This is a genomic window from Variovorax sp. WDL1, from assembly GCF_001541225.1.
Taxonomy (GTDB): domain Bacteria; phylum Pseudomonadota; class Gammaproteobacteria; order Burkholderiales; family Burkholderiaceae_C; genus Variovorax.
The window spans coordinates 103859-125840 of the sequence record NZ_LMTS01000025.1; the positions used below are offsets into that span (position 1 = coordinate 103859).

General features: G+C 62.8%; 25 protein-coding genes. 9 read left to right on the forward strand and 16 right to left on the reverse strand.

Annotated features, from left to right (window positions below; translation table 11 throughout):
* From APY03_RS02760 to APY03_RS02775, 4 genes are all read right to left on the reverse strand, one after another.
* Complete coding sequence (locus APY03_RS02760) at positions 1-924, reverse strand: hypothetical protein (protein WP_068673642.1); 924 nt, start codon at positions 922-924, stop codon at positions 1-3.
* 12 nt (positions 925-936) lie between these two features.
* Entirely contained in the window at positions 937-1245 is a 309-nt protein-coding gene (locus tag APY03_RS02765; RefSeq protein ID WP_232324139.1) for a hypothetical protein, read from the reverse strand.
* Positions 1246-1263: 18 nt separating this feature from the next.
* A complete protein-coding gene (locus APY03_RS02770; protein ID WP_157103368.1) occupies positions 1264-1632 on the reverse strand; it encodes a hypothetical protein in 369 nt (122 codons plus the stop codon).
* Between the two features lie 962 nt (positions 1633-2594).
* Positions 2595-3902: a UvrD-helicase domain-containing protein gene (locus APY03_RS02775; protein ID WP_083944125.1), complete on the reverse strand. Its 1308-nt coding sequence runs from the start codon at positions 3900-3902 to the stop codon at positions 2595-2597.
* Between the two features lie 69 nt (positions 3903-3971).
* Between APY03_RS02775 and APY03_RS02780 the strand changes: the two genes are divergently transcribed.
* Entirely contained in the window at positions 3972-4766 is a 795-nt protein-coding gene (locus tag APY03_RS02780; protein ID WP_068673650.1) for a hypothetical protein, read from the forward strand.
* Here the strand turns inward: APY03_RS02780 and APY03_RS41160 are convergent.
* Both APY03_RS41160 and APY03_RS02785 read right to left on the reverse strand, forming a co-directional pair.
* Positions 4666-5181 carry a hypothetical protein gene (locus APY03_RS41160; RefSeq protein WP_146039473.1) on the reverse strand — a complete coding sequence of 172 codons (516 nt, stop codon included), beginning with the start codon at positions 5179-5181 and terminating at the stop codon, positions 4666-4668. The genes APY03_RS02780 and APY03_RS41160 overlap by 101 nt on opposite strands.
* On the reverse strand, positions 5178-5567 hold the full coding sequence (locus APY03_RS02785; RefSeq protein ID WP_068673652.1) for a hypothetical protein: 390 nt from the start codon (positions 5565-5567) through the stop codon (positions 5178-5180). The genes APY03_RS41160 and APY03_RS02785 overlap by 4 nt, the downstream gene beginning before the upstream one ends.
* A 137-nt stretch (positions 5568-5704) precedes the next feature.
* Here APY03_RS02785 and APY03_RS02790 point away from each other — a divergent pair, with 137 nt between their 5' ends.
* Positions 5705-6982, forward strand: a complete 1278-nt coding sequence (locus APY03_RS02790; RefSeq protein WP_146039472.1) for a WGR domain-containing protein — start codon at positions 5705-5707, stop codon at positions 6980-6982.
* Between the two features lie 353 nt (positions 6983-7335).
* On the opposite strand, the gene APY03_RS42305 is transcribed toward APY03_RS02790, so the two are convergent.
* From APY03_RS42305 to APY03_RS02810, 4 genes are all read right to left on the reverse strand, one after another.
* Entirely contained in the window at positions 7336-7779 is a 444-nt protein-coding gene (locus tag APY03_RS42305) for a single-stranded DNA-binding protein (RefSeq protein ID WP_162487232.1), read from the reverse strand.
* A 46-nt stretch (positions 7780-7825) separates the two neighbouring features.
* On the reverse strand, positions 7826-8074 hold the full coding sequence (locus APY03_RS42310; protein WP_068673658.1) for a hypothetical protein: 249 nt from the start codon (positions 8072-8074) through the stop codon (positions 7826-7828).
* Positions 8075-8246: 172 nt separating this feature from the next.
* Complete coding sequence (dsbG, locus tag APY03_RS02805) at positions 8247-9086, reverse strand: thiol:disulfide interchange protein DsbG (protein WP_068673659.1); 840 nt, start codon at positions 9084-9086, stop codon at positions 8247-8249.
* A 66-nt stretch (positions 9087-9152) separates the two neighbouring features.
* Positions 9153-10205, reverse strand: coding sequence for a Rad52/Rad22 family DNA repair protein (locus tag APY03_RS02810; RefSeq protein WP_068673661.1), 1053 nt, complete (start codon positions 10203-10205; stop codon positions 9153-9155).
* 374 nt (positions 10206-10579) lie between these two features.
* Here APY03_RS02810 and APY03_RS02815 point away from each other — a divergent pair, with 374 nt between their 5' ends.
* Both APY03_RS02815 and APY03_RS02820 read left to right on the forward strand, forming a co-directional pair.
* Positions 10580-11041: a hypothetical protein gene (locus APY03_RS02815; RefSeq protein ID WP_068673663.1), complete on the forward strand. Its 462-nt coding sequence runs from the start codon at positions 10580-10582 to the stop codon at positions 11039-11041.
* 56 nt (positions 11042-11097) lie between these two features.
* Positions 11098-11481 (forward strand): hypothetical protein, encoded by a 384-nt coding sequence (locus tag APY03_RS02820; RefSeq protein WP_068673665.1) that lies wholly within the window; start codon positions 11098-11100, stop codon positions 11479-11481.
* A gap of 43 nt (positions 11482-11524) precedes the next feature.
* On the opposite strand, the gene APY03_RS02825 is transcribed toward APY03_RS02820, so the two are convergent.
* The 5 genes from APY03_RS02825 to APY03_RS02845 all read right to left on the reverse strand — a co-directional run bounded on the left by APY03_RS02825 (position 11525) and on the right by APY03_RS02845 (position 17677).
* Positions 11525-12496 (reverse strand): 3'-5' exonuclease, encoded by a 972-nt coding sequence (locus APY03_RS02825; RefSeq protein WP_068673667.1) that lies wholly within the window; start codon positions 12494-12496, stop codon positions 11525-11527.
* Positions 12497-12643: 147 nt separating this feature from the next.
* Positions 12644-13447 (reverse strand): YcbK family protein, encoded by an 804-nt coding sequence (locus tag APY03_RS39970; protein WP_083944127.1) that lies wholly within the window; start codon positions 13445-13447, stop codon positions 12644-12646.
* Positions 13448-13535: 88 nt separating this feature from the next.
* Positions 13536-14558 carry a hypothetical protein gene (locus APY03_RS02835; protein ID WP_198161207.1) on the reverse strand — a complete coding sequence of 341 codons (1023 nt, stop codon included), beginning with the start codon at positions 14556-14558 and terminating at the stop codon, positions 13536-13538.
* Positions 14559-14608: 50 nt separating this feature from the next.
* Positions 14609-16024 (reverse strand): VWA domain-containing protein, encoded by a 1416-nt coding sequence (locus tag APY03_RS02840; protein WP_146039471.1) that lies wholly within the window; start codon positions 16022-16024, stop codon positions 14609-14611.
* A 291-nt stretch (positions 16025-16315) separates the two neighbouring features.
* Complete coding sequence (locus APY03_RS02845) at positions 16316-17677, reverse strand: AAA family ATPase (protein WP_068673673.1); 1362 nt, start codon at positions 17675-17677, stop codon at positions 16316-16318.
* Positions 17678-17880: 203 nt separating this feature from the next.
* Here APY03_RS02845 and APY03_RS02850 point away from each other — a divergent pair, with 203 nt between their 5' ends.
* From APY03_RS02850 to APY03_RS02860, 3 genes are all read left to right on the forward strand, one after another.
* Complete coding sequence (locus tag APY03_RS02850; RefSeq protein ID WP_068673675.1) at positions 17881-18132, forward strand: hypothetical protein; 252 nt, start codon at positions 17881-17883, stop codon at positions 18130-18132.
* Between the two features lie 66 nt (positions 18133-18198).
* A complete protein-coding gene (locus tag APY03_RS02855) occupies positions 18199-18450 on the forward strand; it encodes a hypothetical protein (RefSeq protein WP_102905895.1) in 252 nt (83 codons plus the stop codon).
* A gap of 134 nt (positions 18451-18584) precedes the next feature.
* Entirely contained in the window at positions 18585-19157 is a 573-nt protein-coding gene (locus APY03_RS02860) for a hypothetical protein (RefSeq protein WP_068673678.1), read from the forward strand.
* A gap of 21 nt (positions 19158-19178) precedes the next feature.
* Here the strand turns inward: APY03_RS02860 and APY03_RS02865 are convergent, their stop codons facing one another.
* A complete protein-coding gene (locus tag APY03_RS02865; RefSeq protein WP_083944128.1) occupies positions 19179-20012 on the reverse strand; it encodes an HAD family hydrolase in 834 nt (277 codons plus the stop codon).
* Positions 20013-20107: 95 nt separating this feature from the next.
* On the opposite strand from APY03_RS02865, the gene APY03_RS02870 reads away from it, so the two are divergent.
* Both APY03_RS02870 and APY03_RS02875 read left to right on the forward strand, forming a co-directional pair.
* Positions 20108-20893 carry a glyoxalase superfamily protein gene (locus tag APY03_RS02870; RefSeq protein WP_146039470.1) on the forward strand — a complete coding sequence of 262 codons (786 nt, stop codon included), beginning with the start codon at positions 20108-20110 and terminating at the stop codon, positions 20891-20893.
* 27 nt (positions 20894-20920) lie between these two features.
* On the forward strand, positions 20921-21277 hold the full coding sequence (locus APY03_RS02875) for a hypothetical protein (protein ID WP_068673684.1): 357 nt from the start codon (positions 20921-20923) through the stop codon (positions 21275-21277).
* The last annotated feature ends 705 nt before the right edge of the window (positions 21278-21982 follow it).

Here is a 21982-nt window from a genome sequence, read left to right on the forward strand (position 1 = left end):
CTAGTTCACCGCGCGTAGGTTGCGCTTCTCGCCGCCCACCAGGGCCGGCCGAACGAAGAGTTTGAGCTCTTCGGGCTGCAGCGGCTCCGAGGGCACTGCAACCGGGGACGGCGCCGGGGGAGGAGGCACCACCGCGGCAGGTGCCTGAATGGGCGGGGCGGCAGCGGCGACGGGCGCCGGTGCGACGTGGGCGGCTGGCACGGCGGCGGTCGACTGGCGTGCACTCGTCGCTTCAGTGAGCGCAGGCAGGGGTACGCCGCTCGTGACGACGAGTGCGTTCGCGACTTGCTCAGCCAGGATGCCGCGAGCATTGGCAACTTCGCGCAGGCGCTCCCATTGGGCCATCTCGGACGTGTACGTGATGTACTGAGTCAGATTGCGGACCTTCATCGCACCAGGTTGCAGCCGGTCGTACTGGGCATCCGGCAGTAGCACGCCCATCGTGTCGGGAACCCACTCCACGTCGGTCATCGAGTCGGGGTCGAACGAGACGCTGCGCAGCGGATGCACCGAGACCTCGAGAATCGCCTGGAAGTTGGCGAACTTCAAGGCGAAGCACGACTTTGCTTGGAACGTCAGGGCGGGGTCCGATTCGCGGGCGAGGTAGGCCACTTGAGCCTTGCCGAAGGCACGGAGCATCACGCCGAGCGGCTGGTACGTTTTCTCTGCACGCGAGAAGAACGGCTCTTCGATGCGCCAGTAGTGCACGACGTCGGCGCGCGGGCTCTCGCCGTGGATGCCGAGGAATCGCAGAATCTCGAGCTGGGTCTCGAACTCCACCTGCTCGCCGCTCTCATCGCCCTGGTCGTAGAGCCAGTTGTGCATGTCCTCGCTGGACACATGAGCAAGGGTGCAGAGCGTTTCAGTGGAGATGCCGCGCAGGCTCATCAGGGCGCGGACGACGGCGGTATTGACGTGAGACATTGAACTGGTTCCTTAGCGAGCGATGACGACCGCAGCGAGCGTGGCCAGGAAGAACACGCAGTACGGCAGGGCGACTTGGGACTGAGGCACTTTCCAGGGCGTCTTGGCGCGCTGGAGGTGGCGCTGCATGGCGAATGCGCCAAACAGTGCGCCGGCCATGAACAGCCCTGCACAGACCTGGCGCCTGTGCGGGATGTCCACAAACTGGGAGAAGGGCGGCATCGGCACGTTGCTGATAACCAGCGACACGAGCAGGATGAAGCCGATGCCGGCTGCGTACAGCATGTTCGGGCGGCTCATATCAACAATGGACTTCGTCATCATGGGAACTTTCCTTTTTTACGGGTTGATGGGCAGGTAGCCCGAATCGAACTTGGCTCCCTTGCCTTCAGCGCCATGGAAGACGCCCAGACCGGGAACTGACTGACCTTTACTCACAATCACGGTGCGCTGGTCACCAATGCGCACCCAGGCCTTGTCGCCAGTCGGACTGGCGGCGACGACCGTTGCCGGGTTGCCGCGGACCTGTGCGTCGGCGAGTACCGGCTTCTGGATACGCACAGGCTCCTTGGCCGCAGGGCGTTCTGCTTGCACTGCCTGGCGCTCCGCCGGCCCAGCGATTTGCTCAGCCGGGGCGGGCGCTGCGGGGGCGGGGGAGGCTGCTACCACCTTGATGGTCGGCTTCTCGGACGCCGGCGAGACGGCCACGGGCTTGTCCGCCACAGGCGCCGAAGCCGGCACAGGGTGAACAGGAGGCGGCGGTGGAAGCGCTGTCGGCCCAGCAAGGTTGTCGCGCTTTGCCAGGACGGCAGCGGCAGCTCGTGCAGCGTCTGGAAGCAGCTCTGAACGCTCTGGAGCGACGGGCGCCGCGAGGGTCGCAGTCGTTTTCAGCCCTACCTGCGGGGCCCTCGCTTCCTGCACGGGTTTGCGCACCACAGGCTGTCGGGCGACGGGGGCCTGCACGACCTTCTTTGCGACCGGACGGCGCGCAGGCTCTACGGGCTTCGCAGGCGCGGCAACCGACGCGTCGGCGGGGACAGCCGCCGACACCGGGGCGGGCGCGGAAGCGATGGAAACTTGAGCGGAAGGCGCGGGGGACGCTGCAGACGCGACCGCCAGCGGCGGCGTATCTGCCTTCCTCGCGTCCGCGGCAGGCGCGGCTTGCACATGGACCGTAGTCGCCGCAGTTGGGGCTTCGCTCGAAACAACGGGCTGAGCCGCAGCGGTGTGGTCAAGTGCCTTTACCGGAGCTTGAACGGCCGCCACCGGCGCGGCGTGTGCGGCGACGAGGGGCAGCGCTTCGAGGGGCGTTGACTCACCATCCCCCGCGGACGCGTGTTCTGCGACCACGGGTGCCTGCTCAAGCTTGATTGCCGGGGCAGCAACAGGAGTTACAGAGGCGGCGAGCGGCACGGCGGCCGTGGGCGGCGTGGCGCGCGACTCAACCGCAACGGGGTGTTCCGCACCTCCGAACATGACAACAGACGCCGACCCCGCACCGAACAACAGAATGACGCCTGTCAGGAGCATCGACACGGTGGAGGATGAGCCGTTAGGTTTGGGTTTCTGCTTCATGAGGTTAAGAAGTTGGAGCACATCAGGAGACGGACGGTCCCCAGGCTTATCGCATCGGGCTCGAAAACCAGATGCCTGACCTGTAGAAAGCTGATTTAGCCTTCCAACGCGTGCGCTTCGAACAGAAAGCCCGATGGATGCCGACCGCCATTGGGGTTGCGCTTCTGAGCCCGCGAGGCGCTGTACGACATGCGCAGGAAATCGCGCGCGCGAGTCATCGCTACGTAGAAGAGGCGGCGCTCCTCCTCCTTCACGCCCAGGGGATGCGGAAACAGCGATGCCTCGCAGCCCATCACCCACACTTCCGGCCACTCGAGGCCCTTCGACTCGTGCACGGTGTAGGCTTGCAGGTTCAGTTCGCGCAGCGGTGAAATCACGGCTTGGGTGCGAGCCAGAACTGCCCGGCTCTTGGGAGAAGCCTCCAGCCAGTCCTTCGCTGCCTGCAACTCCCCGGCAGCGTCGTCGTAGTGGTTGATGACGACCTCTCCGATGTCCGTGCGGTGCGCCTTCCACTGGATGGGGAAGCGGTCGGGGTTGACCGAGATGACGTTGTTGGCATGTTCGACGATGCTCAACGCGCTGCGGTAGTTCACAGAAAGGACGTGCGTGTCATCGCACTCCTTCTGGAGCTGATGCATCACGCCGCCATGGGCCCCGCGGAACGCATAGATGGCCTGGTCGGCATCTCCGATGTACCAATACTTGGCGTTCGGCCGCCCGAGCTTGCGCAGGAAGGTCTTTTGGAGCGAACTCAGGTCCTGTGACTCGTCGACCAGGATGTGGTCGAAACAGGGGTTCAGCTTTTCGGCCCCAAGTTTTAGAAGGCCCGTGAAGTCAACGACCTCTTCCTCCTGGAGCATCTCCTCGAACCGATAGGCGATGATGCCCATGGTCGTGGTGTGCTTCTCCTCCTCGCGGGACCGGTTCAGCGCGAGCAACAGCTCGGAGTCGGAAAAGTCCTCGTAGTCCTCCGGCAGCTCAGTGCGCAGATTGTCCAGAAAATAGACGAGCTCATCGTCGTTCGCGATGACGACCTGCAGTTTCTGGCTGGAAAGCTTGGACAGGGCCAGGGAGTGGACGGTGCCGCACACCGGAATCTTGGAACGGTCGCCGAAGCGAGCCAGCATACGAGACTGGATTTCCTTGGCGGCCTTGCGCGTAAAGGTGACCACCGCGACCCGGGCAGGGTCCGCGCCAGCCTGGATGAGGGCCACGGCTCGCTCGACGAGCAACCGGGTCTTTCCAGCGCCAGCACCGGCGCAGATGACAGCATTTCGATTGAACGACGATTCGAGTGCGCTTCGCTGCTCGGGCGAGAGCGTCCCGCCTTCCGCGCGCAGGGCGGAGGAACGAGGCGCATCGGACGTCTCGCGGACGTCGGCAAAAAGGTCAGCGTAATTCAAGGTAAAACCCTTTAGGAAGATAACATTTTAAGCTATACAAGCACTAAAATCAAACCCAATCTAAAACGTATGAAGCCACTTGCTCGTCTGGGTCTAAATACTCTTTTGGTTGCCGCCTGTACCGCGCTGGGCGGCTACGCGTTCTTCCACGTGGGCACCTCTACAGGCGTCCTGAAGCGCACCCCAGAGCATGCGAGGCTGGCACCCACGGCAGTGACGGCCGCGGTGTCCTACCTGGAATCGCTGGGGCAGGGTGAGGTGGCGGTCACCGTGCAGCCGGGCCCAAAAATTCAGGAAGCTGCGCCTGTCGAATTCCTTTTCGTGAGTGCCAGCTCGGCGGTCAGTGCGGCAGACGGGGCAACCGTGAAGTTGGAGGTTGTCGGACGAGGCCCGACCTGCGAGGGCACGTACGAGGCCGGCACGCGACGTTTTCAGACGTGGGCAGAGGGCGTGACGGCCGCCGCAGGCGCCCAGGTAATTGCCGATTGGTGCCTCGTCGCTGCGCCGGGGACCGAGGTCGCCTACCGCACGATGGACCAGCCTTGGAAGACCGAAGCAGGTGAACTCGAAGCTGATTTCGCAACCCGCTACATTCGCTTCCTTGCCCCCGGCGGAGCGCCTGCCGCCATCAAGGCCACAGCCCTTGCGGTCTGCGACGACGACAAGGGCTGTGGCTATCTGGCAAGCATCACTGTTGGCGATGACGACCGTCAAATCTCTGAGCTGGTCACCCAAGGTGACGCCGAGCTCGTGCAGGCCAGAACTATCGCCGACGACGATGAGATTCAGGCCGTGACTGTCCCTGCCCACCCTCCTGCCGGACTGCACGGGTTTCACCCAGTTCTCGTTCACTCGATTCGGTGACCGGCTGCAAGGCGGCGCCATCGTCCGAGCCTTCAACGGCGACGGAGGCCCCGACGTTGCGCTTCGCGCTTTCTTCAAATTTCTTTTCGAGCTGGGCCAGCATGTCACTTGAGGCCGCCCGCCGCTCGATTTCGATGAAGCGGTCCAAGAAGGCGATGGCCGGCTTGAACTCGTCTTGCACCTCCAGCTGTCCTCCTTGCAGCGAAGCGATGACCTCACCGTCAATGAGCTTGAGCATGAAGGGCTTCGCGGCCAGGATGTGATACCAGACGTGGTAGGTCGCGCCGATGAATTCAAGTTGCAGGGGAGCGCCTGTTGGTCCGTGAAAGACAAACTGCGTCCGCATCCATGCCGTCGGCGACTCGGAGGGCTCATTGGCGCGGGATAGTCCGCCATTCCAGGATTTTGTTTTCATTTCTTGGTCGCGGTGCTGGGTTTTGCTTTGCTCGGCTGGCTCTTCTGTGGTGCGAACACCTGCTGCGACCCGTCGTTGTAGGTCAGGGTCAGCTTCCCCTTTGACAGCACGTAGGTGTTGTCGACCGAGCCGTGGGGCGGCATCTCAAAAGTTAGCGTACCGGCGCTTGACTCCGCCGTGCTGCCCGTCGTCCAGGTACCAATGAGCGGCGCAAAGCCGTTGGGGCCGAGCTTCGCCGAGCCATCCGCCCCCAACTCCATCACGCCCGTCAAGGCGCGGTCACTGCCGGACACGGTCTCCCACTTGCCCACGAGCTTGGGGTTGGCCATCGCCATGGCCGGCACTGCAAACGCGAGCAGCAGCGCGGATTTGAGAAGAGATTTCATGCGCCGTTTAGCCAGGCTCCTTTATCCGCCTGGCGGCTAAACACGTTGGATAGACAGCGGGCAACCCCCTCCGGGGAGCCTGCCAACGCCTCCTGCGTCTCGTCGGCTCTCCGGAACTCGTTTTTCGGAGACCCTTCTTGAGTTCAACCGCCGTCGAGACTGTCATGCTGGTGTGCACGGACGCACTAAATAACAACAACAAATTCTGGGAGGGCACGCTTCAGGCAAACGGTGACGTCCATTGCAGGTGGGGCCGCGTCGGCGCGACGGGGCAAACCAAGGTGTTCGCCAGCGCAGGCAAGTCGTTCCTCACGAGCAAGGCCAACGAGAAGCGACGTGGCGGCTACACCGAAGTGGCCGTGCTAGGCAGCCCGAAATCACAGGTTGTCGCGACGACAACCGAGGCCGTGAAGAGACAGATATCGAGCGCAGGAAACCCAGTCATCGAGGCGCTGCTCGAGCGCCTGGTCAAGGAGAACCGCCACGAAATCTTCGTGATGTCCGGCGGGCAAATCAATGTGTCCGCTGACGGCGTCGTGACGACCGCCGTCGGGGTCATCGATGGCGAGTCGGTCCGCTCCGCCAGGCAGGTGCTGGCCACTATCGCGTTATCCCACGCGACCAAGGACTTCAACTCCACGGTGTTCATCGACTACCTGCAGCAGTACCTCACGCTGGTTCCCCAAAAGGTATCGGCGAAGCGCGGCTGGCACACCACCTTCCTCGCCGCGGACGATGCCATCATCAAGCAGAGCGCGTTCCTCGACCAGCTCGAGGGCTCCATCGAACTGGCTCTTGCCAACGCAAAGAGCTCAGGCCCAGAGCCGGCCAAGGTGTTCGACGTCGAACTGGAGCTCATCGAAGACGGAGCGGAGTGGACCAGCATCGAGCGCTTCTTCAAGCAGTCCATCAACCTTCGGCACGCGTCCTCAGGCCTCAAGCCCGTTCGGGCCTTCCGCGTGACCATCGGCTCGATGGCGCGGGCGTTCGAGAACGATGGGATGAAGGTAGGTAATGTTCAGCGGCTCTGGCACGGCACCCGGGCCTACAACGTGCTGTCCATCCTCAAGCAGGGCCTCATTGTTCCCAAGAGCGGCGGTTCGTACAACATCACCGGGCGCATGTTCGGCGACGGACTCTACTTCAGCGACCAGTCGACGAAGTCCCTGGCGTACTCGCGGGGCGACTGGAGCCGCTCGCAGGGCATCGACAACCGTTGTTTCATGTTTCTCGCGGACGTCGCCATGGGCCGCGCCATGACGCCGAGCGGACCCAACGCACGCGCGCAGTATCCGGCCAAAGGCTACGACTCCACGTTCGCAAAGGGAGGGGAGAGCGGTGTCCTGAACAACGAGATGATTGTCTACCGTACGAGCCAGGCGAACCTGACAACGCTCGTTGAATTCAGCGGCTGACCCCTGGGTATCAATGACGACGCTCTAGCGTTCAGCGGAAAGGTCCATCCTGGACCGCCGTCAGACGGGGTACGAACTCGGTAAGCCTGCGGACCTCGGGTCTGAAATTCGGGGTCGTACGAGGCGGCCGCCGGGGCACGTCCTTTCGAGCACGGAGCGGCTGCCGGCCGACCGTACGACCAGAAAGACAAGACACGGAACCGCAACCACCTTGCTGCCGACACGGCTAGGCCAGCGCCAACTGAGCGGGCAAAAAGAAATCCCCGGAACCAATGGCTCCGGGGATGTTAATCACGGTATCTGGAGTGGCGCGATGTAGCTCGCGCGCGGGCAAGGGAGCTTCCAGCCTTCGGTCACTTGTGGCCGAGTAGCTCGGGCATGGAGATGGCGACAATGGCGTTGTCCAGACCTGGTGTTCCGTCCTTCTTGAGGTACGCCTCCACCTGGGGGCGACCTTCGACGAGAACTTGTCGGCCTTTGGTGTAGTTCGCCAAAGCCTCGGGCTTCTGCGCCATCGCGCCGAATAGCAAGACCTTGTACCAAACGGTCTGCTTGGCGCCACCAATGCCTCTGTCGGTTGCCACACTCATCTCGAAGTACGGGTTCCCTGCACCTGACTTTCGGGTTTCTGAAGACCCGATATTTCCTACTACCTGAATTCGCTCGTAAGCCATGAGAAAACTACCTGAAACGCGGATGACCTCGATTGCCAGCCCCAAGACGTTGAGCGCATAGGGCCCCTTTCCGGCGAGCGGCGAAAAGGTTAGGCAAGAACATATACGAGTCGTATAGCTCACGGCCCAAACTTGGGCCCTGGCTGGCGTTAGTCTGAGAAGGAAAGCGTCAACTTGACGGCAAACGCCTATAGAGTCGGCCCGTCTCCGTGCGAAGAAGGCCGCTTTCCTCCAGCTCGCTGACCGTGGCGCACGATTGATGTGCATCCAGGTGAGGCTCGACCGTCTCCACCTCGAAGGGCGTGAACCGGAGCCCTCCGTGATAGAGGCTGTAGCCGTCGTAGTCGTAGCCAAGGCGCATGGCCTCGAGGGCCTCGACATATCCGCCCTTGCCGTTCTTGACGAGGAACGACGTCATGGAGGTATTCCTTCCTATTGTGCTAGTTAGTGCCTTTGCGGTGTAGGGACTTCGGAGCCTGAGGGGATGATGCCCGTGCCAACGAAAAGGCCTGCCTCGAGAGGCAGGCCTTTGCAGGAAGGGCGGTCTGTGCTGGGTCCGGTTGAGCCCCATGCTCCGCGCGTGCGCCTGCTCAGCGACGGAAGCGCTGCAGCTCCGGGTCGGTGATGGCCTGTTCGGGAAGGCCAGTGATGCCTGGCAGGTCCCTCAGGCCTGGCATACCGTCGACCTTTTGCACCTTGCCCTTGGCATCCTTGTAGAAGATGCCAGGCGTACCGCTCACGCCGAGCTCGACCATGAGGCTGCTGTTTGCGTCGAGGGTTTTCTTAGCAGACATGGGGATGCTCGCCAGCGGCGTGATGCCAACCTGGTTCTTCTTCGGGTCCCAGGTGCGTTGGTGCTCTGCAAAGGCCGCGACCGGGTCCTTCGACGTGAGGAGCGCCGCGGCCTGGCCGGGCGAGTTGCCGCCAAGGATGGCCACCGGCACCCAGCGGACTTGCAGCCCAACCTTTTCGTAAGGCTGCAGGGCCTTCCAAGCAAAGTGGCAGTAGATGCAATTCGGGTCCATGAAGGCATAGATGACCGACTTCGCAGCGCTGCCTTGCGCGCCCTCGTTGATGGTTTGCGTGCTCTCCAGGCGGGACCAGAACTTGTCGTAGTCCGGCTTCGGGGCGTACTTGTCGAGGTATTGCTTCGTCAGGTCTTCGCCCTTGGCGTTGCGCAGCATGCCCGCGAGCACGACTTCACCACCCGGCGGGGTGTAAGCCACCAGGTACTTGCCGACACCTTGCGACAGAATCCAACCGGTGAGGCCACCTGCGGCGTCGAACTTGTTCTCGACCTTCATGCCGCCCTGGATGGCCAGCTGCAAGGGAGCGGGGATTGCCGCCGGCGAGGTGGGCGTCGCATCTTGTGCGTGACCGGCCGCAACGAAACCGAAGGCGAGGGCGAGGGCGATGAGGGACTTCTTCATTTGCTTGTTCAGGAAATTTCAGGGAAGTGAAAGCCCGCACCGGTTAAGGTGCGGGCCGAATGAGGGTTAAGCGGCCTTCTTGCGGGCGTTCTCTTCGTCAAGGCACTTCAGCAGCCACTTCATGGCGGTCTCGTTGACCTTCTGCTTTGCCTTGTCGCCGTCGAGGTACTTCTTCAGCACTTCATACGGGAACTTCGGCACCTTCACGAGGATGTCCTTCACGAAGCCTTCTTCAGCGTCGCTCAGGGTCAGGTGCCCGTAGTCGAAGCCTGCAACGACCTTCGCGCCGGCCGGTGCCGTGCTGGCCGTGCCGCTGTCGTTCGCAGCGCCGTTGCCAGCCGCGCTGTCGTTCGCGGCAGCGGCCTTCGAGCCGGTGTCCTGGCCTGCAGCGCTGTCAGCAAGTGCATCTGCGCGTGCGCGGCGCTCGTCGTCAGCGCTGGTGTCCGGCACCGGGGCGGAGGTCTTTTGGACCTTCGTTTCCTTGGGCTTCGTCTCGGCAACCTTGACGGATTCCGTTACGGGCGGCATTGCCTTCACCTCGGCGACCGGAGTCACCTTGGCCTCAGCAACGGGGTTGGCTTGGGCGGGGACCTCGGCTGCGGTGTCCGTCGTCTTGCTCGACGTCGCACCGGCTTGGGCCTGTGCAATGGCAGCTTCGCGGTCGGCTTCCGGCAGGAACTGCGGCGGCAAGGTCGGTGTCGACACCAGTTCGCCGTTTTCGTCCAGGTCGACCACCGGCGCCTCGAAGGCGTAGAGGTAGCGACCGATGCCCCACATCACGGCGGCGCGCTTGAAACCGTCGCTGAACGCACCCTTGATGGCGAGTTCCTTGGCGTCGTTGTCCTTGAAGCTGTCGAACTGGGCGCCGTCTTCCTTCAGGACCCAGTGGCCGTCCAGGAGAATCTTGATGCCGGCGATGACGCCAACCGAGGACGGCTTCATCGTGACTTCCCAGCCCTGGGCGCCAACGACGGCATCCAGGCGGGCCTGAACGTCGCGCGCATCGATGTAGGGGAGGGCGAGGCCGCGGCGCTCGCTTTCCTTCTTGCCGGCGCGCCACTTGATGGCCGATGCAGGGAAGAATGCCTGGAGGTTTGCGATGATTTGCTTGGTATCCATATTGCCTTTGTGTGTGTTGAACCTGTTGGGAGAAGAGAAGCTCTACCAGCCACCTATAGCTAGCGGAAGAGGACCGTCTGTCTAGAAGACGCCCTTTAAATTCGGAAAGGCTAAAAATTTGGTGGGTTGGTTGCTAGACGGTTTATCGAAACAGAGAATCTGTCGAGGAACCACCTCCGGCAACTGGGTTCGGCGCCCCTTCGCGTCCGCCCGATGCCCTTCCAGGCGCGCCTGCTGCACTGCGGACGCAACATTTCAAGCCCGGCCGGCCTGCGTGAGTTCCTCCTTCGTGGCGGAGTGGTGGGCGGTCGACCCCTAAACCTCCTAGAACGCGTCTCGGACGGTTACGAGCCGCCGCTGCTGAGTTGCGCGCCATGAACCTCAGCCATATCGTCGCCGGGCTCATCTGCCTGCATTTCCTGACCACCAGGCGCATTGCGATGCTTGCGGTGCAGTCGCTGCCCTCCACGGTCGCGCACGAGCTTTCGCATTTCGTCGTTGCGTTGCTCCTTGGCTGCCGGCCAGCGGGCTTTTCGCTCATCCCGAAGCGGGTTCGCGACAACTACTGGGAACTCGGCTCTGTCACATTCACCCCAGGAAAACTTTCGACTGGATTCGTGGCACTGGCCCCCTTGTGGGTGCTTGGCGCCGCGAGCTATTGGATTCTCTGGCTCCGCCCATCGTCCGCCGCAATAGGAGAGGAACTCCTTTGGGGGATGGTGGGTGGAATCACCGCCTGGGCGGCCATTCCTTCCTCGACGGACGTGGCGGTTGCCCTGCGGTACCCCGCTGGTACAGCGCTCCTTGCTTGCATTTGTGCGCTGTTACTGGTTTAGCCCGGGCTCCGCCCGCCAGATGAACCTCCACGGCTAACGCCTATGGAAAGACCGCAATGACCGCAACCATCGTTCGAGCAACTGAGAAGCTCACTGAAACCGACCGCCGCCGCCTTGAGAGCTTCGCACCCCTCTTTGACATCAACATCGACCGCACCGCAGCCCCGGATACGTTCGTGGACGTTCGCGTTCTTGACCGTGGCGGCTGGCGGACTTCCCGCATCCCGGCCGCGCGCCTGCATACGCGTCTCCTGGCCGAAATCTGCGCCAAGACGCTGCGCTGGGTCTACTACCCGGTGGGACAGCCCTGCCAGGAAGCGCTGCTCAAGCTCACGGATGAGCGGGTCACCCGCATCTCGGTCTTGTACCAGCAGCAAAAAACGGTTCTTCTGGACCTCAGCGCCGACACGGACGACAGCCCGGCCCTTCTGGCCGCCTAGTGAAAGAAAAACGCCGGCATTGCCGGCGTTTCGAATTGTCGCTTCAGGTGGGCTTTCGAGAGCTCCAGTCCATGCCCATGCTACTGAGGGCCACGCGCAGCTGCACGTAGTCCAGCAGCACGCCTTCAGGCTTGCCGGACGCCAAGGCCTCGTACAGAGGCTTCAGCTTGCCGCCAGTGACGAGCTCACCGTTGACTTCAACAAGTGCTTCAGCAAGCCAATGCTGCGTGTCCGCGGCCGCGAAGATGGTCGGGTCGACCAGGCGCTCGTCGATGGCCCGGCCGAGCTCGAAGCTCACCTTTTTTTCGTCCGTGACAAAGGCCTTGGCGAGTTGCGGGAGCGAGACCTGGGTCTTGTTCTTGACGAACTTCGCGATGGCTTGAGCTGTCAGCTTGTCGTAGGCCCCATCGGCCTTCGGGAGAATTCGGTCGAGGACCGCCTGCATCCCGTAGAGGTCGATGATTTTGTCCAGGGTCTCCACCGTCAGGATAACGTCGGCCTTGGCCCTGTGCGCTGCGCCTTTGGGGGTCACGCCGTACATCGCGGCCACCTCGACGAGCGTTCCCTTTTTGTTTTCAGCGCACGACAGGTTCAGGTGAAGGTCCCGGACGTCGAAGACGAACTTGAACTCGTCGATGGGGAATCCGTACCGCTCGTTCATGTCTTTGACGGCATGAAGGTCGAAGGTCTTGATGTTGTACCCGGTGAGCCAGGTGTCGCCGGCCATTCGACGGTAGTCGGCGGCGTAGCGCGCACCCCAAAGCTCTTTGTCGGCGACCATGCTCTGTGTGATGCCGGTCAGCTTTTGAGCTTCACGCGAGATTTCTCGCTCGGGGTTGATGAGGTGGCTGTAGATGGCGCCGGAGTCCTTGTCAGGCCAGACCCGGAAGCCGGCAACCTCGGTGATGCCAAAGTTCGCCATGCCGCGAAAGGTGGTGCACTCCAGGTCGAAGATGTGGATGCTGCGCCCCAAGCGGGCTGCCAGCTTGATGACGTGGTTGAATGAGATTTCCATGAACAGGGGGGGTTGGTTGTCCTGTTCACGTCTAGCGATTGCCCCCGCAAGGGGCGCTGGGCGTCTCAAATGAAACGGCGCTTGCCCATAGAAACTGTCATGGCCGTCCAGCCGAAGTAGGCCTATTGGGCCCGGCCATCCGTACCCCTAGCCTTTCCAGCTGCGCAGGCGCCCTGTATCGAGGTGCACGAAGCCTCTTTGCGGGTAGAAGCCCACACCCCCGCGCTGGAAGTGCATGCCAAGTTGGCCGAGGTGGGCGACCGGGATGCGTTGCATGTAGAGGTCGACCGCGCGCCCGTAAAGGTGCATCGAGTTCTTCGCTGCTCCTTCGGACTTCAGGCCATTGTTGGTCCCAACCGTCCGGTAGCCGGAGGTGATGATGATGGGGTAGTTCCAGTTCCAGGCCTCGTAGTAGCCAAGGATGCCGCGCAGAATGTCCAGGACCGCTGGGTCCATGTAGGTCATCATCTTGGCTTTGACGTCCCGTAGCAGGTTGCAGGCGGCCCAGTAGCCCTCAGGGACCAGCTTCCCGTCGCGCCAGTAGACGATTCGCATCCGCTCGGACGTGCCTTGACGTTGGAGGTGCAGCTCGCGGGAGCGCTCCCAGAAGTCTCCTGGGATTTCGCCAATCGCAAGGCGACGCATCGCCTGTTGCCGGGGAGCCTGAGGCAGCACCAGCTCCGCCTTGCCCTCTTCGACCGCCTGCGGGGCAGGGGCGTCTTCTTTCGCGGGCTCCGAGCCCACATCCGTATTGAACACCATCGCGCTGTTTGCCGGAGGGAGGAAGCCGGCAGCGGCCGCGCCGGCGGCCGCGCGCAGGAAACTTCGACGACCTTGGTCAAGGCCTAGTTCGTCGGGGTCGGGGTGGGCGAGGCTCGCATGCGGAGCATTCGCAAGGTTGAATGCACTCGGGTCAAGCCGCGCGAGCAGGTCGGGCGGGGGAATTCGCATGCGCCGTTTAGCGCACCCGCTTTAGCCACAGAAAAGCTCCTGCAGGCAAATGCCGGCAGGAGCTTTTGAAATCAGCGGGAGCGCGGGCCTACAGCGCGAACTCCAGCTTTGCGGGGGCGAGCTCATCGCGGGGTACGAAAGTCAGCGAGATGCCAAGCTCGTCCGCCATTGCGCGCGTACGCTCGAGCTGTTCGGCCCAACGGGCCTGGAACTCGGCCGAAGGAGGCGTCGTGACGACCTCCGAGGCGCCGACTGCAGCGATGGCGCGCAAGCATTCCGAGCAGGGCATTTCAGTGACGACAGCGACGCTGCCGGTCAGCAAGGGCCGTGCCTTGTTGTAGATGGCATTGCGCACCGAGTCCTCGACCCAGAACTGTCGTTCCTCGCCGTCGTAGCGGTGGCTCGCGCCATCATTGGAGCCGCGTGGCATACCACTGTAGCCTTCGGCGAGCTGGGTGTAGGTGCCCGGTTCGAGGAAGAGCGTAGCGCCGGCGCGAGGGTCCTTGGCCAGGTTTGCTGCCAAGGAGCGTGCATGCGCCAGGTATGCGGTCAGCTTGCGGGTGTGCCGTTCTGGGTCGCCGGCGACGACGCCTCCGCGGTACGACTGCACCTTGACCCCCGTTTCTGCGAACAGGGCGAGGGCTCGCTTGAGCCCATCTGTCGGCAGTTGGGTGTACGGGAACCAGAGCTCGCTGGCGCCCACCGCAATGACGGCGCGCGCGGTGCTCATCCCCGGCACTTCGGTTGTCAGGCAAATCGAGCCTCGAAGGAGCGGGCGGACGGCATTGAAGACACCGTTTCGCTCGCCGTGCTCGAAATACTCGTATTTCAGAGGCCGCTCGTGGCGCTCGGGAGCATCGTCGTCAGCCCCACGGGGCATGCCGTTGTAGCCGGCGGTCAGGATGGTGAAATCCGTTGGGTGCAGGAACAGGGCGCCGACCTTAGTCGAACGGTCCTTGGAGAACTCTCGGGCAAAGCTTGCGGCGTGCCGCAAGTACTTGATGGCTTTGTCTTGACGCATGGTCTTTCTGGTTTGGTTTCCTTGACCGCGTATAGGGAGTTGCGCCGGCGCGGGCCCACGCCCTAAACCGGCCGCCAAGCCAGCCAGCAATCTAGAAAAAAGCCTTGCCGCGGAGCGACAAGGCTTTGAAGAAAGGCTAGCTACTTTGTCTGCGCTAGCATGGCGTCGACCAAGTCCTCTGCGCAGGTGCGCAGCACGGCCTTATCGAAGTACGCCAGGAGGCCCGCCAGGAGCGACTGGTCGAAACCCGCATAGAGGCCCCAGGTGTAAACACCCTGCGCGTGCAGTTCCGACTTCTTGATGCGGTGGTCCGTGATGTGTCCGTCCGTGTAGACGAACACGTAGTCCGCCTCCTTGCACAGCTTCATGTTTGCGCGAATGGCCGCTTCCAGCCCCTCGGCCCCAAACTCGGCACCGATTCTGGACGTGGTCTCGACCTGCATCGGAAGCTCATAGGTCTCGTGGATTGGCCCTTTTTCGACACCCGTGAGGACGACGTGTCCGGAAAGGAGCCCCTTGCGTGCCAGCTCCGAGAGCGCGGCGACCAGGATGCGTGCCTCATTGATGTGGAGGCCGTCATTCATGCCCATAGAGCCGGAGCAATCCACCACAATCACGATTTTCTTCTTGGCGCGGCCCTGCAACTCCACCTTTCGGTAGGGCGCGCGGCCGACCGCGAAGTGCCTCGCCGAAACCCGCCGCTGTGGCGTCAAGGTCGAAACATGGCGGCTCTTCGATTCGAAGAACTTCCTCAGCTTCTGGAACACCGCGTCCACCCTTGACGGGTCCACGTAGTGCTCCGCGTCACCGAGAACGGTGCCTTTTTGCGACACCGGGACGTCCTTAGACGCGTCGTCTTCTGCCTCGGTGCCCTTCCCCCCGCTTCCGCGAGGTGTTTCGCCGCCCATCATGGGCTTGGCATCCTTGTCGAACTCCGCGAGTGCTTCAGGGCTCGCTTGCAGCCCCTGACCCAGCTGGAGGTCCGAGGAGATTCCCGGAAACTGGCCACTGCCAGGCGGACGCTCAGGCGGCAGGCCAAACTCGGCAATCCACGCCTTGATGATGGGCATAAGGTCCATCGAGCCGCTTACGGCGACAGCTCGCGCGTAGAACAATGCAACCTTCGGCAGCCAGACCTTGAGCGCCGACTTGACGTCAGGCTCCAGGCGCAGACCCGTTGCGTCGATGGCAATGGGCCCGTCGGGCCTTCCTGCCTTCTTTGCGTTGTAGGTCCAGGCATCGAGGTCAGCAGTCACGTCGTCCAGTGCGCCTTCGCGCTGAATCAACGCGAACAGGACGCTTTCCGGTCGGCTGTTGAAGTCGCCGTCCTCCATGAGGCGCCATTCGAACTGGTAGCTTGCCTCGCGGCGATACCGGTCCTCGATATACGCATCTTCGAACAGATTCCAGAGCGAGAACGGTGCCTTCATCTTCGCCAGAGTCTTCTTTGGGACCGTGAGGTCTCGAATCGTGTACAGGGCGTGAGCCCGCTCGTGGTGATAGTGGTTGGCGATGTACTTTTCTTGCAGCTCGCTCGAGAGCTTCGGCTTGACCATGTCCTTCTCGAACAGGTCCGTCCCGATGTAGATTCGATGCGGCGGCAGGTGGACCCAGCAAGCCGTGTCGAACGAAGGCTTCATCTTCACAACCTGCTTCTCGCCCAGCGTTACCGGGCCGAAGATTGCCGCCTGGATTGCGCGGTCGATGCATCCTTTGAAGAACTGGTCGGACAGCGTGTACCGCCGAGGTGGCGGGGGTGGCGGCGGAGGCGAAGGCGCTACCGGCGCGCCACGTGGTCGCAGAGAGTGCCCTGCGAAGGAAAGCGCGTGCATTGTTAGCTCCTTTATTTAAGGGAAGTCTTTGTCCAAAGTCGTCGTCACGAACGTCACCTGCTCCGCGACAGGTTTGCCTTCGCTGGTGCGCGCAACCCACAGAAGAATCTGCGAGCGCAGCCCCTTGACAACGTCCTCATCGACCACCGCCAGCTCGAACGCGCGAGCCATGGTTCGGGTCGTCGGGATGTTTTTCACCAGCCCGTTGTTCATCGCCTCACCCATGTGCTTGAAGAACTTGAGAGCCTTCGTCACCTCGGTAGCGGAGAGCCTGTTCTTGACCGCAATCCCCGTGAGGATGCGCTTCAGTTCAGCCTCGTTCGTGTCCTTGCGCAGCACAATGAATCGCTCGGCCAACGCCGGGTCACAGTCATCCACCGCGTATTCGGAGCCCACGTTGGTGGTCGCCACGACACAGAGGTTTTCGACCGGGCATTCGAGCGTTTCTTCGCTCGCGATGCCGTCTTCCACAGATACGATTCGACCGGTGCGCAGCCGGTACACCCCGTTGTCCGGCGAGAACGCCGTCAGCAGGATGGAGAGCTCGCGATTTGGGATGCGCAGAATTTCGTCCAGCACCAGCACCGTCTTGCCCTTCTGAGCTTTGCGGAACGCTTCGGAAAGCGGTCCGTCCTTCCACACCATCTGGCCAGGGCCGTATGGCACAAGAAAGCCGAGCAGGTCGGGCGCCTCGATACCTTCGTGCCCCGGGCATTCCACGTACGGCAGCTTTCGGCTGCGCGCGAACGCGCGAGCTTCGAAGGTCTTGCCTGCGCCGCGGTCACCCTCGTAGAGCACCGGCACTCGGAAGGCCAGGTCTACGAGGGTGTAGTGCTTCGAGGACACGGCGGCCGTGGCCGGCACGCCGCTTGCAACGGCCTTGTAGTCCGTTGCCAGCTCGTTCGCGAAGTCCGGGTTGTTCGTCTTCAGGTGAAACAGGAACGTTTCGACGTGCTTGCAAATCTTGTTGCTTCGCATCAGCCGCCAGAAGTTGCAGCCCGTCGACTCCGCCATTTTGGCGAAGCCTTCGGACATCATCTGGGCAATCAGCGTCCTCGGGTCGGAAGTTCCTTCCGCCGCCTTTTTGCAGCGCTCCTTCGCTTGCGCGTCGGTGAGGTCCTTGCCTTCGGAGAACTTGTCGCCACACCACAGGTTGTAGGTCGGCGCTCCGGCCAGTTCCCGGTAGGACACGAAGACCGTGTGGTCGCCTGTCGGGGTCGTCACGCGCGCGCGGTAGGCCGCAGCCAGCGAGACGGACTTGTCGGTGATGTCTTCAAAGGGGTAAAACAGCTTCTCTAGCTGGGTCACCGTGCCGTCCACGTGGGTGGAGCTGTTCACGAAGAGGTCGAGCTCGAGAGCCGTCTTGTTGTATTGCATGGTTTTCCTTGGTTATGTCCTGCGCCGTATAGCTAGCGGGGCAGGGCAGCCGAGGAAGGGTTTAGGAGCGCCCGCCGGCGGGGTCCACCAGACTGCAGGCCGGCGGCCTAAGACCGGTCCAGAGCGCCCCTTTCGGGCGCCGATGTTTACTGGCGAGGGCAGGGCGCTATACCTCTCAGGCCAACCAGACCAAAGGACAAGTCATGCCGAACCAAGAAAATCAGCACTCCGATTGGCACCGCAAGGGGCATTTCGCCGTCGTGACCCCGCGGCCCCACAATGCCGTCCTCTACGACACCTTCAGCGACTCGGCCTACGGCGCCCGCGCGGCCTTCGTCTGCGAGCACGCCCTCATCTGGTCGAGCGCCGTGAAGAAGGGCTACACCATGGCCGAGTTCACCAAGGCCGGTGTGGTCGTCGACACGCGCCAGGCTCAGGCCGTCGAAGAGGGCTGAGGGGCGGCGTCCCCTCCCAAGACCCAGCGGACATTGCCACAGGGAAGACCTCAAGGTCACCAACCGATGCATCAAATCAACAAGCAGATATTCAAGACGCCCAGCGGAACAGTCCGCGGGATGGCCCAGCTCGAGGTCGAGCTCAAGGGCAAGACCCAGACGGCCATCAAGGCTACGTTGCTGACGGACAAGACGCCCGACATCAGCATCAAGCTGCCGTCGCGGCTCACACCCAGCGAGTTGCGCGCTCTCGGCGCCGGCCTCCTGGCTTTTGCTGACAAGCTCGACGAGCTCGACGCGCCCCGGACCGCGGTCTAAATTCGTTTCGCTCATTCCAAAGCCCTGTGACCTGTTCACAGGGCTTTTTCACGCTGGCCCGCACGCGGTGGCGGCCGCGGGCTTGCCGCGCCGGCAGAACGGTGGGACCATCCGCGTCCCAGGAGGTACGCCTGATGCCTAACCCGACGCCATTCGTTGCCGCGAAGAAGAAGGTCCACAACCGAGGGGTCGCACCGGATGCCTTCCTGGACGAAATCGTCGCATGGGCCAAAACCGCCCCCGACGACGTCTTCGCCCCTCGACCGCAGCACGAAATCTATTCCGACGTTGCCCCGGTGCTCGGCCCCTTCACGCCTGGGGATATGCGCCAGAGGAGGGCGGTGATGCTTGAGGTGTTACGGGTGCTCGCCGGCTACGAGAGTTCTTGGAGGTGGACGGCAGGCGTCGATACGACCAACCCGGACTCCAACACGCCGTGCACCATCGAGGCCGGAATCTTCCAGGTTTCGGGTAACTCCATGAATTTCGACCAGTCCCTCAAGGACCTGGTGCGAGCCGCCGCCGGCACCCTCGATTGCGAGACGTTCCAGGCAGTCACCAAGGCCAACCATGCGTTCGCCATCGAGTACTGTGCTCGGCTGCTTCGGTTCACCCTGAAGCACCACGGCCCCATCCGAGACAAGCACATCCACCAGTGGCTGAGCAAGGAAGCCGTCGCCGAGTTCGAAAAGGCCCTCGCGGCCTGAAGCTTGCCCCCCCAGGGCGGTCTACCGCCCGCGCTGCTGCTCGGCAAACGCGCGGATGGCAACCAGCACCTCTTCGGCGCTCGTCGCGGCCCGAAAACGGCCCGCTTCGTGCGGCGTCAAGACTTCAGGCACCTGGCCTGGCAGCAGAAATTGGATGCACAGCAGCCCTGCGTCCAAGGCTGCCCGAACACCAGGAGGGCTGTCTTCCACCGCAACGATGGCGAGCGGGCCGGATTTTGCCGACAAAATCTTTTCGGTCAGCAGCGCGGCGCCTCGCAAATAGCCCTCAGGGTGCGGCTTTGACCGCGCCACATCGTCTGCCGTCAAGACGAAGGCAAAGTGCTCGCAGGCCGGGCCCACGGTTTTGAGGTTGGCGGTCACCTGGGCAGGGATGCCGCTCGTAACCACGCCCTGGCGCGCCCCCGCCAATGCGAGTTGGCTGACCACGTCAGGTATCGAGCCACGGGCTTGGATGCGGTGTGCTTGCGCAATGTAGTGGTCCAGGAGCAGAGCAAGCCACTGGTCCAGCGAGAGTACCTGCTTGATTTCAGGGCGGATGCTCACCAGCCAGTGGTAGACGTTCTTGTCGCCGGCGCCGTATAGCGGCATTTGGGCCTCCACCGGCGCGCCGTCCGCTCCAGGCACGGTGAAGCGCTGTACCGTCGAGAAAGCAGCTGCGGGAATCTCGACGCCGTAGCGGCGCGCCACCGCCACTAGCTTCTCCACGTGGAGTGGCTCGCTGTGCACAAGGACGCCGTCAACGTCCCAAAGGACGCCAACGCCGTTCAGGGAGCAGAGGCCGGGAAGGGCGCTCCTGGCGGGAGCGGCCTGACGCAGGGCAGACGGTTGGGGCATGCCCGGTCTAGCAAGTGGCCCCTGAAAGCCGCACCTCGCGATACACTTTGGACCAGTGGGTAGCAGCCCCGCCGTTCGCGCCTCCTCCAGGCTTGGTGAATCTGCTCTTCGAACTCTTGTCGCCACCTTGGTTTTCCCAGGCCGGCGTAATGCGAACAACGCCTGTTGATGTGCCTGGATATGGAGAAACCATGGAATTCAAATCGACGCATACGCATGACTCGCTTTACGGCCTCAAGGCTCAGGCGGAGGCATTGCAGGTGCAAGCCAAGGCCTCAGGGCACCCGCTCAAGCGAGCCGACGCATTGGAGGCCGTCGCAAAGCAGAACGGCTTCAGGGACTGGAATGCGGCCGCGGCGGCCGGCAAGGCCGGAAGGCTCGTCGCAGGCTCGGATGCCGCGCCCTGGACAACCATCGACGCACCGTTGCCCCAGCTTCGGTTGCGCGTGCAACGACCAGGGGACCAGAGCCATGCAGCGGTGGTTGAGCTCATGCGTTGGGCCAAGCAATTGGATTACATCGGCGACCACGTATCGGACGACCCAGGCGTGGGCGACCTGATGGCCCACATCGGAGGTGACATCCCGTACGTGTTCGTCCGTGACCCTGGGCGATTCGAGGACGACCTGTTCCACCTTTGCGACCGGGGTTACGACGACATTGAAGGCGTGGTGTTCACGCGGGAGCAACTCGAGGAGTCGGGGGTCGTCGCATGGCAGAAGCTTCGTGGCTCCCACGACGGCGACAGGATGTTCTCAGTCGTGGACGACAACTTGCGAATGCACTCCGACCGCGTGGAGCTCAAACAAGCCGCGCGTGTTGTCGCGAGCATCGCAATGATGGCGGACCAACTGAGCGACGCGTCAAGGGCTCGCCCTTAGAGGGCCGAGCCGAACTGGACCAAAGATATGGACGATGAGAACCTAGCACTGGCCGCAGTAGCTCGCGCGGTGCACTCGCTTTCTGTTCCGGAGAAGAGGCTCCTAAGGCTTGCCCTCGAAGGGGCCCCTGGGCGGCGTATCACGCCATCGGAGTACGGTGCAAGGTTCGGGCTCAGCCAAGGCCCCGCCGCCGCGGACCTGAGAACCGCGGCTGATGGGCTGTTTGACGCAACCGTGAAGTTCCCGGGAAGCCGACCCGGCTCTTACGAGATGCGGCGCCTGCTCACTGCCTGCGACCAGAAGGGTCCGGGGTCGGTACGGCTATCCATTGCCTCTGTCGTCCGGGAGCTCCTGGTGCGAATCCCTGAGTACCTCGAGGAATAGGGGTCCGCGCGCTAGCGCGCGGAACAGGGAAGGTCGGCGTCGAATCAGCCGCCGGAGACTTCGGATAACCGGTATTTCGATGGCCAAGAGGAGTTCCGTAAGGCACTTCAGGCACTTGCGTCACTTCAGGCTCGCGAGGATTGACCCTGCGCGAAAGGGCCAGGGACCAGGCCCCCCGCTTATCGGCTATGGCCTCGGGCTACGAGCATGGCAGCTTCCTCAGCCAACCCACAGGATGCGGCAGCTGCTGCAAATTCCCTTTGGCCCGCGGTCGTGTTCGGCCACCAGCGAAACGCTGGAGGGGAGTGGTCGGGTCCTTCCAAAGACCTCAGGGCCGCCTTCCAGACATCGTCTTCCCGTAGCGAATCTGGAGCCGGAAGGGGGTCGAGGCACTCGAGCACGTCCCCCAGCGACCCGCCACATGCAGTTGCGAGCTGCATCTCCGCTAGCTGAACCACTTCGTCCCTAGTCGCCGAATTTACCCGGTACGAGGCCCAAGGCTTGTCTTTAACGATGCACAACACTTCACGGTCCTGCATCTGCTGCATGAGCTTCCGAGCGGCGGGTTCCAGCGCCTGGCTACACCGACGGCGCTCGTCGTAGTGGTCGAGGGATTGCTTGCTAGCTCGTTGCATGCTGGAGGAATCTCGGGGTTCGGACAGGCGGGGTAGGCGGGGTAGGCGGGCCCAAAATAGTAGCCGACGA